Genomic DNA, 15726 nt, shown 5'->3' on the forward strand with positions numbered 1-15726 from the left:
ATAAACAACTAGGCAGATTCAACCACGATGCGCGGTTCCACGCGCACCGGGAAATTGACGGAATTGGCGATGAAGCAGCCGTGGTGCGCGGGATCGTGCGCCGCCTCGGCCTTGGTCGGGTCGCTGCCGGCGGTGATGGTGACCACCGGACGCAGCACCACTTCGGTGAAGTGGCCGCCATGCGCATCGGTCTCCATCGTGCCTTCGGCGCTGTCGGCGTAGGCAGTCACCACCACGCCGGCGAGCACCGCCTGGTGCAGGTACGACAGCATGTGGCAAGTGGACAGGGCCGTGACCAGCATGTCCTCGGGATTGTGCTTGCCGGCATCGCCGCGGAAGCTCGGATCGGACGAGCCCTCCAGCATCGGCTTGCCCTCGATGCGGATCTCGTGGTCGCGGCCGTAGCCCTGGTACGTCTTCGTGCCCGTACCCTGGTTGCCCGTCCAGATGACATCGACCTTGTAGTGGTGCTGATGCGTATGGCTCACGACCTGCCCTCTTCCTCGCGTGACATGAGATCGGCCAGCTCGGCATCGCCACGACCGGCGCGCTGCCCGAGGCCCGCCACCACGCCGGCGCGGTTCGGCGCCGGGTGGTTCTGGTTCAATTTGAACTTGCCTTCGATGCGCTCGATGGAAATTTCCAGTCCGGCGATCGCGCGCAGCATGTTCTCGACGTGGTCTGCCGGCGCGTCGGAGACATGCCACGGTGCCGGCAGCCCCGCTTCATGGCGGTCGGTGAGGCGCTCCAGCAGCTGGCGCAGCCAGGTGCCGTCATTGATCACGCGCAGGCGGCCATGCACGTGCACCACGGCGTAGTTCCAGGTGGGCACTTCGCGATGGGTCTGCTGCTTGCTGGGATACCAGTTCGGGCTGATATAGCCGTCCGGGCCGCGAAAGATCACCAGCACCTCGGCGCCATCCAGCTGCGACAGTTCATTGCCGCGCGCGACATGTCCGTGCAACTTGCCGTCGACCAGTTCGATCGGCAGGTGATTGGCGGCCAGGCCGCCTTCGCCCTGCACCACCACGGTGGCGAACGGGTAAGCACGCATCAGCGCGTGCAGCTTCGCGCTGTCCGTCTCCCTGAAGTGCGCAGGCTGGTACATGGTCAGCCCTGTCCGATCAGCGACGCCATCACCGCCTTCTGCACGTGCAGGCGGTTCTCGGCTTCGTCGATGGCGATGCAGGCGGGCGAATCCATGACCGCGTCGGTCGCCTTGACGTTGCGGCGCAGCGGCAGGCAGTGGCTGAACAGGCCGTTGTTGGTCATCGCCATCTTGGCCTCGTCCACGATGAAGTGGCGGTTTGCCTCGCGGATCGGCTTCTCCTGCTCCCAGCGGCCGAAGAACGGCAAGGCGCCCCAGCTCTTGGCGTAGACCACGTCGGCGCCGCGGTAGGCGTCCTCGATGTCGTGGCTCACCTTCAGCGAACCGCCGTTCTCCTTCGCGTTCTGGTAGCCGAATGCCATGTAGCGCTCGTCCAGCACGTAGTCCGGCGTGGGGCATAGCAGGGTGACGTCCATGCCCATCTTCGTGGCGATCAGCAGCGCGGAATTGGCCACCGCGGTGTTCAGCGGCTTGGGGTGGTAAGTCCAGGTCAGCACGTACTTCTTGTTCTGCAGGTCGCCCAGGTGCTCCTTCAGCGCCAGCGCGTGCGCCAGCTCCTGGCACGGATGGGTGATGGTCTCCATGTTGATCACTGGCACCGTGGCGTAGCGGGCGAACGCCTTGATCACGTGGTCCTGGCGATCGACCGCCCAGTCCTGGAACTTCGGAAAGGCGCGCACGGCGATCAGGTCCACGTAACGCGACAACACGCGCGCGACCTCGGCGATGTGCTCTTCGGTATCACCCTCCATGGTGGTGCCGACCTCGAATTCGATCGGCCACGCATCCTTGCCCGGCGCCAGCACGATGGCGTGCCCGCCCAGGTGGAAGGCGCCCAGTTCGAAGCTGGTGCGCGTGCGCATGGACGGATTGAAGAACATCAGCGCCACCGACTTGCCGGCCAGTTGCTGTCCGCGCGGGGAGCGCTTGAACGCTGCGGCCTGTTCGAGCAGCGCGTCGATCTCGGCGCGGCTGTAATCCTGGGTGGTCAGAAAGTGGCGAAGAGTCATCTCGTGCATGCCTTTGTCGAATCGTTCGGCCCGTTGGACCGGTGGTCAGCGCGGGCCATCCCGCGTCGGTCAGAATCCGGAAACAAAAAAACCCGGCTGCAGGCCGGGTTTTTGTCGTCGATACACATGAAACGCGTGCGACAGCCTACCCGGCCGAATGTCGGACCAGCGGTCGGCGAGCACGCGACGTCATGCCAGCGGCCATGCGGGCGCTGGTAAGGACAGTAGCGGTATAGACGGCTGCGGACATGGAGGTTCCGGGTAATCGAACGCGCATCATGACGGGATTTTCGCTGCCATGCAACAAGAACGCGGCCCAGCGGCCGCCCGAAATGCGAACCGCCGCCCGGAGGCGGCGGTTTCAGTGGCGTCAATCCGCGGGTGAGACGCTTACCCGTACCCGCAGGCGCTCGCCCGGGTCGTAGTTGAGCCGCGAGAGGTAGACCTCGCCGCGATAGCGGTATTCCACGTCGTAGCCCATGATCCGGCGCTGCTCGCTGACGGCGCTGACCTGGCGGCAATGGGTTTCGGTGGTCTGGTACTCGCCGCCGCCCGAACGGGACACGTTGTTGCCCACGGCACCGCCGGCGACCGCACCGGCCACGGTGGCCGCCGTGCGGCCGTCGCCCTTGCCCACCGTGCTGCCCAGCACGCCACCGACGACCGCGCCCAGGAGGGTACCCGCCGCGCTGCCCTGGCTGGGCGCGCTGCGCACCACCGGCTGGTCGTAGCATTCCTGTCGCGGCACTTCGGTGCGCGCCACGCCGTAGACCGGGTCGACGCGCAGGACGTCCGCCCAGCCGTAATGGGTATTGTCGTCATTCTGGTTCTGGTACCGCGCATCCTGCGCGAACACGCTGGTGGCCATCAGGGCTAGTGCCAGCGCGGGGAACAACAATTTGGTCACCGGGACCTCCGCAGGGGGCAGTGTGGGCGCATCTATGCACCTCATAGCATCCATTGCAACAAATTCACACTGAATCGACGCTTAGAAGTTTTCCTAAAGACAGGCGCCTGCCCGCCGATCTTCGTCCGGTTGGCCCGTCCATTGCCGCGCGGCCCCGGGCGCCGTCTGCGGAGCGCCCTGCGGCTTGTTAAGATGCGCGACCGGCCTGCGCCACCAGGCGCCCGCCCTCACCGCCCAGACCTCCCGCCGATGCCGATTTCGCTCCACAACAGCCTCACGCGCCGCACCGAAACCTTTACCCCGCTCGATCCGGACCGGGTGACGATGTATCTGTGCGGGCCGACGGTCTACAACTACGTGCATATCGGCAACGCGCGTGGACCGGTGGTGTTTGACGTGCTGGTGCGCCTGCTGCGCCGCCATTACCCGAACGTGGTCTACGCGCGCAACATCACCGACGTCGACGACAAGATCAACACGGCCGCCCAGCAGCTTGGCGTGGGCATCGAGAGCATCACCGGCCGCTATGCCGAGGCCTACCGCGAGGACATGGCCGCACTGGGCATCGCGCCACCGGACGTGGAACCGCGTGCCACCGCGCATATCCCGCAGATCATTGCGATGATCGAGCGGCTGATCGTCAGCGGCCACGCCTACGCCGCCGAAGGCCACGTCCTGTTCGACGTGGACTCCTATCCGGCCTACGGCGCCCTGTCCGGCCGCGACACCGAGGAGATGCTGGCAGGCGCCCGCGTCGAGGTGGCTCCGTACAAGAAGAACCCCGGCGACTTTGTGCTGTGGAAGCCCTCCACGCCCGAACTTCCCGGCTGGGACAGCCCCTGGGGCCGCGGTCGCCCGGGCTGGCATATCGAATGCTCGGCGATGAGCGAAGCCCACCTGGGCGAGACCATCGACATCCATGCCGGCGGCGTTGACCTGCAGTTCCCGCACCACGAGAACGAGATCGCGCAGTCCACCTGCGCGCACGGCGGCAAAGTGTTTGCGCGTTACTGGATGCACAACGGCATGCTCACCTTCAGCGGCCGCAAGATGTCCAAGTCGCTGGGCAACGTGATGCTGGTGCACGAGCTGCTGCGGGAGCATCCGCCCGAAGCACTGCGCCTGTTGCTGTTGCGTGGCCACTACCGGCAGCCGCTGGACTGGTCCGACGCGGCCATCGCCCAGTCGATCAGCACGCTGGACGGCTGGTACCGCGTGTTGCGCGACCTCGCCGACATCGACGTGGACACGGCCAACCTGCCGGTGCCGGCCACGGTCGAGGCCGCCTTGTGCGAGGACCTCAATACGCCGCAGGCCCTGGCTGAACTCTCCCAGCTGGCCGATGCCGCGCGCCAGGCCGGCGACGTCGAAGCGAAGCGCCAGGCCAAGGCCGCACTGCTGGGCGCCGGCGCCTTGCTCAGCCTGCTGCAGCAGGATCCGGAAAGCTGGTTCAAGCAGGCCGGTGGCGCCGCGGAAGTCGACGAGGCACGCATCGAGGCACTGCTGGAAGAACGCCGTGCCGCCCGCGCCGCCCGCGATTTCAAGCGCGCCGACGCCATCCGCGACGAACTCACCGCCATGGGCATCGCCATCGAGGATGGCGCCCAGGGCACGCGCTGGAACGTGCTGAAGGGCTGACACTCATGCCTCCTCTCCCCGCAGGGGAGAGGACTGAGGTGAGGGGCCAATCTTGCGACAAGCCCTGATCAAGGCTGGCGCTGTAGAAACCTCGGCGCGAGCACCCGCCCCTCACCCTGCCCCTCTCCCCGCAGAGGAGAAGGAATAAGGCGGCAATCCGGCAAAACGCGCGATAATGCGCGCATGAATGCCATTGCCACACCCAGCGCCGAACAGGCGCAGCAGGACATCGTCGACGAGTTCGCCTTCTTTGGCGACTGGACCGAGCGCTACCAGTACCTGATCGACCTGGGCAAGCAACTGCCGCCCTTCCCGGAAGAACTGAAGACCGAGGACTACCGCGTGCACGGCTGCCAGTCGATGGTCTGGCTGGTACCCAGCGGCAGCGTGGACCGCCTGCATTTCCAGGCCAGCAGCGACTCGGCGATTGTCTCCGGCCTGATCGCGCTGGTGCTACGCGTCTATTCCGACCGCGCCGCCCGCGACATCGTCGCCACCGAGCCGCGCTTCATTGAAGCGATCGGCCTGGCCAAGCACCTGTCGCCCACGCGCTCGAACGGCCTGGCCGCGATGCTCGCCAAGCTCAAGGCATACGCCGCCGCGACGCTGGCCTGAGCCCAAAAAACAAGGCCCCGCACGCTGGCGGGGCCTTGTCGGTACGCACGGCAACCGGTGGATCAGTCGCCCATCTGCTTCTGCAGGTGTTCGCGGCGCTCCTGCGCGTCCAGCGACAGCGTGGCGATCGGGCGTGCCTCGAGACGCTCGACGCCGATTTCCTCGTCGGTTTCCTCGCAGTAGCCGTAACGACCTTCTTCAATGCGACGCAGCGCCTTGTCGATCTTGGAGATCAGCTTGCGGTAGCGGTCGCGCGTGCGCAGTTCCAGCGAGTTCTCCGTTTCGCGGGTGGCGCGCTCGGCTTCGTCGCCCACGTCGCGCACTTCGTCACGCAGGTTCTCCATGGTCTGGCGCGACTCTTCCACCAGCTGTTCGCGCCATTCGCGCAGCTTGTTGCGGAAGAAGGCCAGGTGCCGCGGGTTCATGTACTCCTCGTCGTTCGAGGGACGATAACCCTTGGGCAGATCGATCGTGGTCGTGGAAGGCAGCGCGTAGCGGCCGTCTTCGCGGGTAATGCCGTTATCGAGAGTTGCAGATTTGTTCATCGAGGACTGCTGGGCTTTCTGCTTTTTGGGAGTGGTATGACGAGCGGTGGCACTGGCTACTTTACCCGCAATTGGGGGCGTAGCGGGCTTCGCCGGCTCGGGAGTCACCGGTGCTGCCTTCACCGGCGCCGGTGCCGCCTGCCTGGCCGCGGCGGGCTTGGCTGGCGGTGCGCTGGCGGTGGGCTTGGCCGGTGCTGCCTTGGCCGTCTTCACCGGCGCGGGAGCCGGCTTGGCAACAGCCTTGGGCGGTTGTTTCTTGACCGGCGCCACTACCTTCCTGGCGGCGGGCTTGGCCACTTTCTTGGCGACCGCCTTGCCGGCGGGTGGTTTCTTGGCCGGCGCTGGCTTCTTGGCCGGCGCAGCCTTCCTGGCCTGCGGCTTGGGAGCGGCTTTCTTCACGACGACACGCTTGGCGGGAGCCTTGGCAGGCGCCTTTTTGGCAACGGGCTTCTTCACCGCGGCCTTTTTGGCCACGACTTTCTTGGCCGCCGGCTTCTTGGCCACCGGTTTCTTGGCCGGAGCCGACTTGGCGGCAGGCCTGGCCGCAGCCGCTTTCACACCCCGTCCGCCAGCGGCAGCCTTCTTGCCGGCCTTGACGTCTTTCACCTTGCCAGCAGGCTTTCCCTTCTGCGGCTTGGTGGCTGTCGCACTACGCGTCGTTTTCGCCATTTCCCTTCACCATTTTGGCCTTGGCGGCCGGGTGTTATAGCCCAAGTGCCTTACACCGGCAACCGTGCTTCTGGAATACTTGCGCCACTACATGCCGCAAGCTGTTTCGGCAGCGTCAAACCGTCGTGACCCGACTAATACTTCTACTGCTCGGCTTCTACAAGCGCTGGCTAAGCCCCCTGCTGGGTCAGCGCTGCCGCTTCCATCCCAGCTGCTCCGATTATGCACGTATTGCGGTCGTGCGCTTCGGTCCGCTGCGTGGCGGCGCTTTGGCCGGGTGGCGACTGCTCCGCTGCCAGCCCCTTTGCGAGGGCGGGGAGGACCCCGTGCCCGAACAGTTTACCTTCCGCCGTTGCCGCACTCCTGGAGAAAACCATGTCCACTGACTGGCTGATCAAGAACGCCGAACTGGTCAACGAAGGCCGCCGCTTCCATGCCGATGTGCGGGTGAAGCAGGGCCGCATCGACGCCATTGCCGGCGATCTCGACGCCCGCCCTGGCGAACAGGTGGTCGACGCGAGCGGGCTGTGGCTGTTCCCCGGCATGATCGACGACCAGGTGCACTTCCGTGAACCGGGCCTTACCCACAAGGCGGACATCGCGCACGAATCGCGCGCCTGCGCCGCCGGCGGCATCACCAGCTACATGGAGATGCCCAATACCAAGCCGCCGGCGCTCGATCGCGACAGCCTCGAAGCCAAGTACGCCCGCGCGGCGGAAACCTCGGCGGTGAACTACGCGTTCTACATGGGCGCCAGCAACGACAACCTGGAAGCCATCCGTCGACTTGACCCGCTGGCCGCGCCGGGCATCAAGGTCTTCATGGGCGCCTCCACCGGCAACATGCTGGTGGACAATCCCGAAGTGCTCGACGGGATCTTCCGCGAGGCGCCCACGCCGATCATCACGCACTGCGAGGACACGCCGATGATCGACGTGAACCTCGCCGCGGCGCACGCCCGGTATGGCGAGGACATCCCCGCCTGGGAACACCCGCTGATCCGCTCGCGCGAAGCCTGCATCAAGTCCACGCGCCTGGCCATCGAGCTGGCACGGCGCCACAACAGCCGCCTGCACGTGCTGCATATCTCCACCGCGGACGAACTGGCGCTGTTCGAACCCGGCCCGCTGAAGGGCAAGCGCATCACCGCGGAAACCTGCGTGCACTTCCTGCACTTCGACGACCGCGACTACGAGCGGCTCGGTTTCCTGATCAAGTGCAACCCGGCGGTGAAGACTGCCGCCGACCGCGAAGCCATCATCAGGGCACTGGCCGAAAGCCGCATCGACGTGCTCGCCACCGATCACGCACCGCACCTGCTGGAGGAAAAGGCCCAGCTGTACGACAAGGCGCCCAGTGGCTTGCCGCTGGTGCAGTTTGCACTGCAGGCCGCCCTGCAACGTGTGTTCGAGGGCAAGCTCACGCTGGAGCGCGTGGTCGAGGCGGTGACGCATGCGCCGGCCACGCTGTTCGACGTGAAGGATCGTGGCTTCCTGCGCGAAGGCTACGCGGCCGACCTGGTGCTGGTGGATCCGAACAGGCCGCACACCGTCCGCCGCGAAGAAGTGCTTTCCAAATGCGCGTGGTCGCCGTTCGAGGGCTATACCTTCAACAGCTCCATCGCGGCCACCTTCGTGAACGGCCAGCGCGTGTGGAATGGCCAAGCCGTCGACGAGAGCGTGCGCGGCCAGCGCCTGGCCTTCCAGCGCTGATGCGGGGCCACTGGCGAGGTCGCCCGACCTCGCCAGTGAAGGCCTTACGGCACGGCCTTGAGCAGCACGCTCACCGGCCCCTTTTCGCCCGAACGACCCAGCACGCTGACGCGCGTATCGTTGATCGCCAGCAACTTGTCGCCCTGCTGCAGGCGCACGCTGAGGGCGAAGTCGACGCCATCGCGCAAGTCGGCCGGGTCATAGCTGATGAGGAAATCCACCGGCGAGGCGCCCACCGGCTGGATGGTTTCCTCGCTGATGGTGCGGGCCGCCACGTCCTGGCGACTCACGTCGGCCAGCGTCACCTTGAGATATGCGCCCGCGGGCAGTGGCTGCGGCAGGTCGTAGCGGATGTCGCCGGTGATCGACTTCATCAGCGACTGGTGGGCGGGCGGCGCATCGCCCCCTGCGTGATGCGGGAACATCGAGCAGGCTGCGAGGGCCAGCGTGCCGGCGACGAGCCATGGAAGGCGGAACTGCATGGGGATCTCCTGTGGGGAGCCTGGCGAGAGGCTCCCGCGATGCTAACAGGCGATGCCCTGACGCCAGCTCAGGCGCAGCCCTTGCCCGCGTAACCACCGACGACGCCCTTGCTGGCATAGGCCACGGCGTCGTGCGGATGCAGGCTTTCCTGGTGTTCCACGCGAATGTGGAAGTCGCTCAGGCCTTCATCGGCGTCCAGCGTCTTCTGGATGCGACGCGCTGCGTCCTCACAGAACATCAGGTTGCTGCCGTTGGCGAGCGCGAAGGCCTGCTCGTCCTCGCGCTTCACCGCGGTCTGCACCGGCGTGCCCAGCGCCTGCTCGGCCTGGTCGATCAGGCGGATCAGGTCGAACGCCGCGCCGTCGGCCGGACGCACCCGCACCCGCGCAATGCTGCGCTGGGCATGCGGCGTCGCCACGATGCCCTTTTCGCTGCCCAGCCAGGCCAGCACGGCGGCATGATCCAGCGGCGCAGTCGCAGCGAAGTCCTTCGCAAACTGATCCTGGATCACCTGGCGCGACAAGGCGGCCGACGCCGGACAGGTCGACGAATAGACGATTTCGGTACCGAACTCGAGCAGGAACGAGTCGCCGACGAGGCTCGCCTCGATGCACACCGGATACGCGCGCCAGCCGCTGTTGCTGCTGCGCAAGGCGGGGCGGCGCACCAGATGCTCGAAGCGGATGCTCAGGCAGGCGCGGTCGGAGAGATCCTTGTGGGAATCCAGGAAGCCGCGCAGCAGGTCGTGCAGCGAACGGGCGCTCAGCGTCTGGGTGCTCAGCGCCTGTTCGACCAGCAGGTAGAGCCGCGACATGTGGATGCCGCGCTTGTCCGGGCGCTTGAGGTTCACGAAGGCACCGACGCGGGCACTGGCGCGCTGCGCATCGCCGTCGCCGGCGTCGAACCGCACCGGCACTTCGATGCCGTCCATGCCGACCCAATCCAGCGCCCCCACCAGATGCGGCTGGGCATGAACCGCCACGTCAGGCAGCAGGCGGGCGGTGTTTTCCTCGGTATACATGGGGGAATCCTATGTTCCAGCGGGCGGATAAGCCGCCGCGAGCGACATCAATCTTGGGGCAGGTCGCCAGCCTCGCAATAGTGGCGTGACGGAAACGCTGCGTCCCCGCCAGTTCAATCCACCTGGCGACGCCAGGCGCGCGCGGCCTGCCACGCCTGCCAGGCCACGGCCGGCCCCTGCCGGCCCTGCCCCTTGCGCAGCACCGACAGCGGGTCCGGGGCGGTGCGGGCGCGCGCCACCATGGCCCGGCCATGGCGCGACTCCAGCCCGCGAAAAGCGCTGAGCGGGCCCGGCAAGCGCTCCGATTCGCGCCATGCCGCGTGCAGGTCGTCCAGCTGGGCCCGGATCGCATCTTCGCGCGCGGCGCTGGCCATCCGCAGCTGGCCTCGGCTCAGGCCATGGCGGGCCAGCCGCGTCATCGGCAAGGCGAGGCGATCGCGCTCGACATCCTCTTCCAGTCTGAGCAGGGCAAACAGCAGATGGGACAGCGTGGCGACGCGGGCAGCCCGTTCGTGCGAGGCGCCAGGCCCGAACCACCAGGCGGTCTCCAGCGCCGCCAGGGCGCCGTGCAGCAGCGAACCTGCCGCCAGCTGGGCCGGAAAATCGGCGGCGGTGCCCTGTTCCAGCTGCGCCATCGCGGCGAGTACCGGCGCGACCCACTGCTCGCTCGGCAAGGCGTGGGCGCGCTCGTCGTCGAACAGCACCTGGGTCAGCGGATGGCGGCCACCGCTGGCAGCGGCGGCGGAGAGCTCTTCCGCCCACCAGTTGAGCTTGGTTGCCGCCACCTGCGGCTCGCGGATGCCATAGGCGGCGGCGAGCAGCTCCTGCTCGAGCGCGGCCAGCGCGATATGCCCCGGGTAGGTGTCCTGGTCGACGAACGCCAGCGCGATGCGCTGCTGCGGCTGCACCGCGAGCCATTTGTCGATATAGCTTTGCAGCGCATTCGCGGTCATGCGGTGGCCCGCTGATGCAACAGTCGCGCGCGCAGGTCGGCGGGATGATCGATCACCAGGTCGGCACCCCACTGGTCCGGGTCGCCGCCATCGAGGTAACCCCAGCGCACGGCGACGGTATAGAGGCCGGCCGCATGGCCGGCCAGCACGTCGCGGCGATCGTCGCCGACGAACAGGCAACGCGCCGGCTCCAGTCCCGCACGCTCGCAGGCCAGCAGCACGGGCGCGGGATCGGGCTTTTTCACCGGCAAGGTATCGCCCGACACCACTGCCGCAGCACGGTGACCCCAGCCGATGCGCTGCACCAGCTCGTCGGTCAGGAAGCCCGGCTTGTTGGTGACGATGCCCCAGCCCAGGCCGCGCTCTTCGATCGTCGCCAGCAGTTCGTCGACGCCGTCGAAGGCACGCGTCTGCTCGGCCATCAGCGCCTGGTAAAGCACCAGGTAGCGAGGCACCAGCGCTGCGAGTGCCGCCTCGTCGACATGCGGGAACGCGCAACGCAGGATCGCCCGCGAACCGCGCGACACCACGTCGCGCACGGGCTCATAGGCGGGCACCGCCACGCCCATTTCCCCGCACTGCACTTTCAGCGCGGCATACAGGTCGGCGGCGCTGTCCAGCAAGGTGCCATCGAGATCGAACAGCACGCCCTGGAGGTGATCGGGAAAAGGCTTCATGCGGGCTTGCGACCACTCGGTGCTTCGGTGGAACGGGCGCTGATCAGGTAGTTCACCGAGGTGATGCGGCTGAGCCACGCCTTGCGGTTGAGCGGGTTGTAGCCGAGGCCGGAAACGTCCTCCGGCTCCAGCCCTGCATGGCGCATCAGGCGGCCCAGCTCCGACGGCTTGAGGAACTGCGCGTAGTGATGCGTGCCACGCGGCAACATGCGCATGATGTACTCGGCACCGAGGATGGCCGCACCAAACGCGGCCGGCGTGCGATTGAGGGTGGACATGACCACCACGCCACCGGGCTTGACCATGCGCGCGAGGTCGTTCACCAGTGCCGCCGGATCAGGCACGTGCTCGATCAGCTCCATGCAGCAGACCGCATCGAAACTGGCGGGCTCGGCCGCAGCCAGTTCCGCCGATGACTGCACGCGGTAATCAACCGCGAGGCCCGGCGTTTCCAGCCGCGATTCGTGCAGATGCAGGCGCGCAATCTCGATCACCTTCTCACCGAGGTCGATGCCGGTGACCTGCGCGCCGGCGCGGGCCAGCGACTCGCTCAGCAGGCCGCCGCCGCACCCCACGTCGGCAACCCTGGCGTGGCGCAAGTCCACGCGCGCGGCGACATAGGCAGCACGCACGGGATTGAGGTCGTGCAACGGCCGGGATTCGCCATCGGGATCCCACCAACGCGCGGCAAGCTTGCCGAAACGGGCGATTTCCTCGGGGCTTACATTGGCTGCGGCTTGCATGGAAAGCTTCCTTTGACGCTGGGTGCAGAGCTTAACGCGCCTGCCATTCGTAGACCGTGATATCCCAGCCACCACTCAGGTGGGCCGGATCCTGGTGCGCGATCGCCAGCGCTTCGTCCATGCTGTCGACGCGCAGCACATAGGCACCGCCGGACTTGTCGCTGAACCCACCCGTCATCTCAAGGGTTCCACCCGCGCGCAGGCCTTCCAGGAAATCCTTGTGCCGCTGGACCATCGCAGGATCGAAGTGGGGACGGCGCATGACCATGACCAGGTAACGATTCACCGGGCGTCCCCTCAACCCGCGTCGATCGCGGCGATGCGCTCGCGCCAGGCATGCGTCTTGGCCAGCACCGCGTCGGTATCGATATCGGTCAGCACGCGGCCGGCGAGCTTGCGCACGCCGTTGATCCACACGTCGCTGACCTGATGGCGGCTGGTGGCATAGGCCAATTGCGAAGCGACATGGAACAGCGGCTGCGTCTCCAGGTCCGACAGGCGCACGGCGGCGAGATCGGCCTGCTTGCCGACTTCGATCGAACCGATCCGGGCTTCCAGTCCCATCGCACGCGCCCCGTTGAGCGTGGCCGCGCGCAGCGCATAGGCCGCGTCGAATGCGGCCGCATCGCCGGCAACGGCCTTGGCCAGCAAGGCGGCGGTGCGCATCTCGCCGAACATGTCCAGGTCGTTGTTGGATGCGCAGCCATCGGTGCCCAGCGCCACGTTGACGCCGGCCCGGCGCAGCTTCTCGGCGGGACAGAAGCCCGAAGCCAGCTTGAGGTTGGATTCCGGGCAATGCACGACCGACACGCCGGCTTCCGCACACGCGGCGATTTCACCATCGGTCAGCTGGGTCATGTGCACGGCGATCAGGCGGTCGTTGACCAGGCCCAGCTTCTGCAGCCGCTGGAACGGGCGCAGGCCGCTCTTGGCCTTCTCCTCTTCGACTTCGTGCGCGGTCTCGTGCGTGTGCAGGTGCACCTGGATGTCGAGCTGGTCGGACAGCACGCGGATGCGCTCGAGGCTCTGGTCCGACACCGTGTACGGCGCGTGCGGGGCAAACGCCGTGCCGACCAGCGCGTCGCCGAGGAAGCTGTCATGCACTTCCGTCGCACGCTCGAAATATTCGTCCTGCGTCTTCGCCCACGCGGTGGGGAACTCGATCACCGGCAGGCCCACCACGGCACGGAAGCCCATGCGACGGTAGGTCGCGCCGATCACGTCGGGGAAGAAGTAGTTCTCGTTGGCGCAGGTGGTGCCGCCACGGATCATCTCGGCCACCGCCAGCTCGACGCCATCACGCACGAACTCCGGCCCGATGACCTGGCCCTCGACCGGCCAGATGTGCTTTTGCAGCCACACCATCAGCGGCAGGTCGTCGGCGAGGCCACGCAGCAGGGTCATCGGGTTGTGCGTATGCGTGTTGACCAGGCCCGGGATCAAGACGTGCTCGCCCAGCTCGACGCGATCACGCGGCGCATAGGCCACCCGCGCCTCTGCCACGGGCAGCAGCGCCACGATGGCGCCCTTGTCGACGGCCACCGCATGATGGTCGAGCACGATGCCATGGGGTTCCACGGGCACCACCCAGCGCGCTTCGATCAGCAGGTCGACGGGTTGCGGAATGGTCTGGCTCATCCTGGGCTCACTTTTCGATTGTTGGATACGACATGGGGCGGATCACCTCGCGGTGGCCGCCCCATGATTCACCATCGGCATGACGATTTTCAGCTCGTCATTCCAGCGAAAGCTGGAGGCGCCTTGCAACAGCCGAATGGCTGGTCATCCAGTGACGTTGCTTTAGGCGGCACGAAAAACAAAAAAGCGTGCTTCGCACTGCGTATTTCACTGGATCCCTGCTTTCGCAGGGATGACGCATTGGCAAGCCGCGCGCAAGCGCGCGGGCCAGTGCGTCACTTGCCGACGCGGCTGACGTATTCGCCCGTGCGGGTGTCGACCTTGATGACTTCATCGGTGGTGACGAACAGCGGCACGCGGACCACGGCGCCCGTTTCCAGGGTGGCCGGCTTGCCGCCGCCGCCCGAGGTATCGCCACGCAGGCCCGGATCGGTCTCGGTGATCTTCAGCTCGACGAAGTTCGGCGCCTGCACGGAGATGATTTCGCCGTTGAACAGCGTCACCACGCACTCTTCTTCGCCCTTGAGCCACTTCACCGCATCGCCCATGCCAGCCTTGGTGGCCTGGTGCTGCTCGAAGCTTTCCTGGTGCATGAAGTGCCAGAACTCGCCGTCGGAGTACAGGTACTGCATGTCGGTATCGACGACGTCGGCGACTTCGAAGCTGTCGCTGGACTTCATCGTCGACTCGCTGGTGCGACCGTTCTTCAGGTTGCGGATGAAGATGCGGGTGAATGCCTGACCCTTGCCGGGCTTGATGAAGTCGGCGTCGGTAATGACCCAGGGGTCATTGTTGTGAAGGATCTTCATACCCTTCTTGACGTCGTTGAGACCGGCGGTAGCCATGCGATTGCGCTCCAGATGTGACGCCGCCGACAGGCAGCTAGAATATGGGGTTTCCCGGGCCCGGGGCCCGATTCAAGACCCAATATGATAACCGCAAGCCACGCTGCCCGCCTATCACCGCCCGGACCCGACTGGCGCACGCTGTGGCGCGAGGCCGTCACCGACCCGGCCGAGTTGCTGGCCCTGGTCGGGCTGGAGCACCTGGCCGACCGCCTGCCCGCCGATGACGCGGGCTTTTCCGTGCGCGTGCCGCGCGGCTTCGTGGCGCGCATGCGCCACGGCGACGAGCGCGACCCCTTGCTGCTGCAGGTCTTGCCGCAGCTGGCCGAACTGCAGCAGGTGGACGGTTTCGGCACCGACGCCGTGGGAGACATGGACGCCCGCTCGGCCCAGGGGGTGCTGCACAAATACGATGGCCGCGCGCTGCTGATCGCCAGCGGCAGCTGTGCCATCAACTGCCGCTACTGCTTTCGCCGGCACTTTCCCTACGGCGACGAAATGGCCGCGGCCGGCCGGTGGCGCAAGGCGCTGGAGCATGTGCGGCAGGACGGTTCGATCCGCGAACTGCTGCTCTCCGGCGGCGATCCGCTGGCGCTGGCCACCGCCAAGCTGGAGGAACTGAGCCAGGGGTTGGCCGAGCTTCCCCACGTCATCCGCCTGCGCATCCATACCCGCCTGCCCGTCGTGCTGCCCGAGCGCGTCGACGAGGGCTTCCAGCGCTGGCTGGCCGAGCTTCCGCTGCAGAAGGTGGTGGTGCTGCACGTCAACCACGCCAACGAGTTCGACGCCGGGGTCGATGCGGCCTGCGCACGCCTGCGCGAGGCCGGTGCCACCTTGCTCAACCAGTCCGTGCTGCTGCGCGGCGTCAATGACGATGCCGACACCCTGGCCGCGCTGTCCGAGCGCATGTTTGCCGCCGGCGTCCTGCCTTACTACCTGCACCAGCTCGACCGCGTGCAGGGCTCGGCGCATTTCGAGGTGGACGACGCCCGGGCCAGGGCCCTGGTCGAGGCGCTGCGCGACCGCCTGCCCGGCTATCTGGTGCCCAAGCTGGTGCGCGAAGTGGGCGGCGAGGGCTCCAAGCGGCCGGTGTAACCAAAACGACGCACACCTGTGGGCCGCGTCACTCCCGGAATATTTTCGCTGGCAGTGGCCTGCGGA

The 15726-nt window shown here is 66.7% G+C and carries 18 protein-coding genes; 5 read left to right on the forward strand and 13 right to left on the reverse strand.

Annotation, left to right across the window (positions count from 1 at the left end; translation table 11 throughout):
- Positions 1-8: 8 nt before the first annotated feature.
- The 4 genes from ACXU4B_RS07130 to ACXU4B_RS07145 all read right to left on the reverse strand — a co-directional run bounded on the left by ACXU4B_RS07130 (position 9) and on the right by ACXU4B_RS07145 (position 3025).
- Positions 9-488, reverse strand: coding sequence for an OsmC family protein (locus ACXU4B_RS07130; RefSeq protein WP_131409066.1), 480 nt, complete (start codon positions 486-488; stop codon positions 9-11).
- Positions 485-1108, reverse strand: coding sequence for an FMN-binding negative transcriptional regulator (locus ACXU4B_RS07135; RefSeq protein ID WP_131409068.1), 624 nt, complete (start codon positions 1106-1108; stop codon positions 485-487). Before ACXU4B_RS07135 ends, ACXU4B_RS07130 begins: the two co-directional genes overlap by 4 nt.
- Before the next feature lie 2 nt (positions 1109-1110).
- Positions 1111-2118: an N-acetylornithine carbamoyltransferase gene (locus tag ACXU4B_RS07140; protein WP_131410424.1), complete on the reverse strand. Its 1008-nt coding sequence runs from the start codon at positions 2116-2118 to the stop codon at positions 1111-1113.
- A gap of 370 nt (positions 2119-2488) precedes the next feature.
- The gene (locus ACXU4B_RS07145; RefSeq protein WP_205746534.1) at positions 2489-3025 is read right to left on the reverse strand and encodes a glycine zipper 2TM domain-containing protein; all 537 of its coding nucleotides are present in this window, start codon (positions 3023-3025) and stop codon (positions 2489-2491) included.
- Between the two features lie 249 nt (positions 3026-3274).
- On the opposite strand from ACXU4B_RS07145, the gene cysS reads away from it, so the two are divergent.
- Positions 3275-4663 (forward strand): cysteine--tRNA ligase, encoded by a 1389-nt coding sequence (gene cysS, locus ACXU4B_RS07150; protein ID WP_131409070.1) that lies wholly within the window; start codon positions 3275-3277, stop codon positions 4661-4663.
- A 183-nt stretch (positions 4664-4846) separates the two neighbouring features.
- Complete coding sequence (locus ACXU4B_RS07155; RefSeq protein ID WP_131409072.1) at positions 4847-5278, forward strand: SufE family protein; 432 nt, start codon at positions 4847-4849, stop codon at positions 5276-5278.
- 62 nt (positions 5279-5340) lie between these two features.
- Here the strand turns inward: ACXU4B_RS07155 and dksA are convergent, their stop codons facing one another.
- On the reverse strand, positions 5341-6492 hold the full coding sequence (gene dksA, locus ACXU4B_RS07160) for an RNA polymerase-binding protein DksA (RefSeq protein ID WP_131409074.1): 1152 nt from the start codon (positions 6490-6492) through the stop codon (positions 5341-5343).
- A gap of 125 nt (positions 6493-6617) precedes the next feature.
- On the opposite strand from dksA, the gene yidD reads away from it, so the two are divergent.
- On the forward strand, positions 6618-6878 hold the full coding sequence (gene yidD, locus ACXU4B_RS07165; RefSeq protein WP_131409075.1) for a membrane protein insertion efficiency factor YidD: 261 nt from the start codon (positions 6618-6620) through the stop codon (positions 6876-6878).
- Positions 6868-8205, forward strand: coding sequence for a dihydroorotase (locus ACXU4B_RS07170; RefSeq protein ID WP_131409077.1), 1338 nt, complete (start codon positions 6868-6870; stop codon positions 8203-8205). Before yidD ends, ACXU4B_RS07170 begins: the two co-directional genes overlap by 11 nt.
- 44 nt (positions 8206-8249) lie before the next feature.
- Here ACXU4B_RS07170 and ACXU4B_RS07175 read toward each other — a convergent pair whose 3' ends face one another.
- The 8 genes from ACXU4B_RS07175 to efp form a co-directional block, all read right to left on the reverse strand.
- The gene (locus tag ACXU4B_RS07175; RefSeq protein WP_131409079.1) at positions 8250-8687 is read right to left on the reverse strand and encodes a YbaY family lipoprotein; all 438 of its coding nucleotides are present in this window, start codon (positions 8685-8687) and stop codon (positions 8250-8252) included.
- A 68-nt stretch (positions 8688-8755) separates the two neighbouring features.
- Positions 8756-9709, reverse strand: a complete 954-nt coding sequence (gene folE2 / locus ACXU4B_RS07180; protein ID WP_131409081.1) for a GTP cyclohydrolase FolE2 — start codon at positions 9707-9709, stop codon at positions 8756-8758.
- Positions 9710-9822: 113 nt separating this feature from the next.
- Positions 9823-10662 (reverse strand): isoprenoid biosynthesis enzyme family protein, encoded by an 840-nt coding sequence (locus tag ACXU4B_RS07185; protein ID WP_131409083.1) that lies wholly within the window; start codon positions 10660-10662, stop codon positions 9823-9825.
- The gene (locus tag ACXU4B_RS07190; RefSeq protein ID WP_131409085.1) at positions 10659-11339 is read right to left on the reverse strand and encodes an HAD family hydrolase; all 681 of its coding nucleotides are present in this window, start codon (positions 11337-11339) and stop codon (positions 10659-10661) included. Before ACXU4B_RS07190 ends, ACXU4B_RS07185 begins: the two co-directional genes overlap by 4 nt.
- A complete protein-coding gene (gene ubiG / locus ACXU4B_RS07195) occupies positions 11336-12082 on the reverse strand; it encodes a bifunctional 2-polyprenyl-6-hydroxyphenol methylase/3-demethylubiquinol 3-O-methyltransferase UbiG (protein ID WP_131409087.1) in 747 nt (248 codons plus the stop codon). The genes ACXU4B_RS07190 and ubiG overlap by 4 nt, the downstream gene beginning before the upstream one ends.
- Before the next feature lie 31 nt (positions 12083-12113).
- Entirely contained in the window at positions 12114-12368 is a 255-nt protein-coding gene (locus tag ACXU4B_RS07200) for a YciI family protein (protein ID WP_131409089.1), read from the reverse strand.
- An 11-nt stretch (positions 12369-12379) separates the two neighbouring features.
- The gene (locus ACXU4B_RS07205) at positions 12380-13720 is read right to left on the reverse strand and encodes a TRZ/ATZ family hydrolase (RefSeq protein WP_131409090.1); all 1341 of its coding nucleotides are present in this window, start codon (positions 13718-13720) and stop codon (positions 12380-12382) included.
- A gap of 275 nt (positions 13721-13995) precedes the next feature.
- Positions 13996-14565, reverse strand: coding sequence for an elongation factor P (gene efp / locus ACXU4B_RS07210; protein ID WP_131409092.1), 570 nt, complete (start codon positions 14563-14565; stop codon positions 13996-13998).
- An 84-nt stretch (positions 14566-14649) separates the two neighbouring features.
- On the opposite strand from efp, the gene epmB reads away from it, so the two are divergent.
- The gene (gene epmB / locus ACXU4B_RS07215) at positions 14650-15660 is read left to right on the forward strand and encodes an EF-P beta-lysylation protein EpmB (RefSeq protein ID WP_131409094.1); all 1011 of its coding nucleotides are present in this window, start codon (positions 14650-14652) and stop codon (positions 15658-15660) included.
- The last annotated feature ends 66 nt before the right edge of the window (positions 15661-15726 follow it).

It is taken from the genome of Dyella soli, assembly GCF_054482295.1.

Bases quoted from the DNA above. Each gene is read 5' to 3' on its own strand.
- ACXU4B_RS07135 (WP_131409068.1), bottom strand. From the start codon at position 1,108: ATGTACCAGCCTGCGCACTTCAGGGAGACGGACAGCGCGAAGCTGCAC.
- ACXU4B_RS07140 (WP_131410424.1), bottom strand. From the start codon at position 2,118: ATGACTCTTCGCCACTTTCTGACCACCCAGGATTACAGCCGCGCCGAG.
- cysS (WP_131409070.1), top strand. From the start codon at position 3,275: ATGCCGATTTCGCTCCACAACAGCCTCACGCGCCGCACCGAAACCTTT.
- ACXU4B_RS07155 (WP_131409072.1), top strand. From the start codon at position 4,847: ATGAATGCCATTGCCACACCCAGCGCCGAACAGGCGCAGCAGGACATC.
- dksA (WP_131409074.1), bottom strand. From the start codon at position 6,492: ATGGCGAAAACGACGCGTAGTGCGACAGCCACCAAGCCGCAGAAGGGA.
- ACXU4B_RS07170 (WP_131409077.1), top strand. From the start codon at position 6,868: ATGTCCACTGACTGGCTGATCAAGAACGCCGAACTGGTCAACGAAGGC.
- ACXU4B_RS07175 (WP_131409079.1), bottom strand. From the start codon at position 8,687: ATGCAGTTCCGCCTTCCATGGCTCGTCGCCGGCACGCTGGCCCTCGCA.
- folE2 (WP_131409081.1), bottom strand. From the start codon at position 9,709: ATGTATACCGAGGAAAACACCGCCCGCCTGCTGCCTGACGTGGCGGTT.
- ACXU4B_RS07185 (WP_131409083.1), bottom strand. From the start codon at position 10,662: ATGACCGCGAATGCGCTGCAAAGCTATATCGACAAATGGCTCGCGGTG.
- ACXU4B_RS07190 (WP_131409085.1), bottom strand. From the start codon at position 11,339: ATGAAGCCTTTTCCCGATCACCTCCAGGGCGTGCTGTTCGATCTCGAT.
- ubiG (WP_131409087.1), bottom strand. From the start codon at position 12,082: ATGCAAGCCGCAGCCAATGTAAGCCCCGAGGAAATCGCCCGTTTCGGC.
- ACXU4B_RS07205 (WP_131409090.1), bottom strand. From the start codon at position 13,720: ATGAGCCAGACCATTCCGCAACCCGTCGACCTGCTGATCGAAGCGCGC.
- efp (WP_131409092.1), bottom strand. From the start codon at position 14,565: ATGGCTACCGCCGGTCTCAACGACGTCAAGAAGGGTATGAAGATCCTT.
- epmB (WP_131409094.1), top strand. From the start codon at position 14,650: ATGATAACCGCAAGCCACGCTGCCCGCCTATCACCGCCCGGACCCGAC.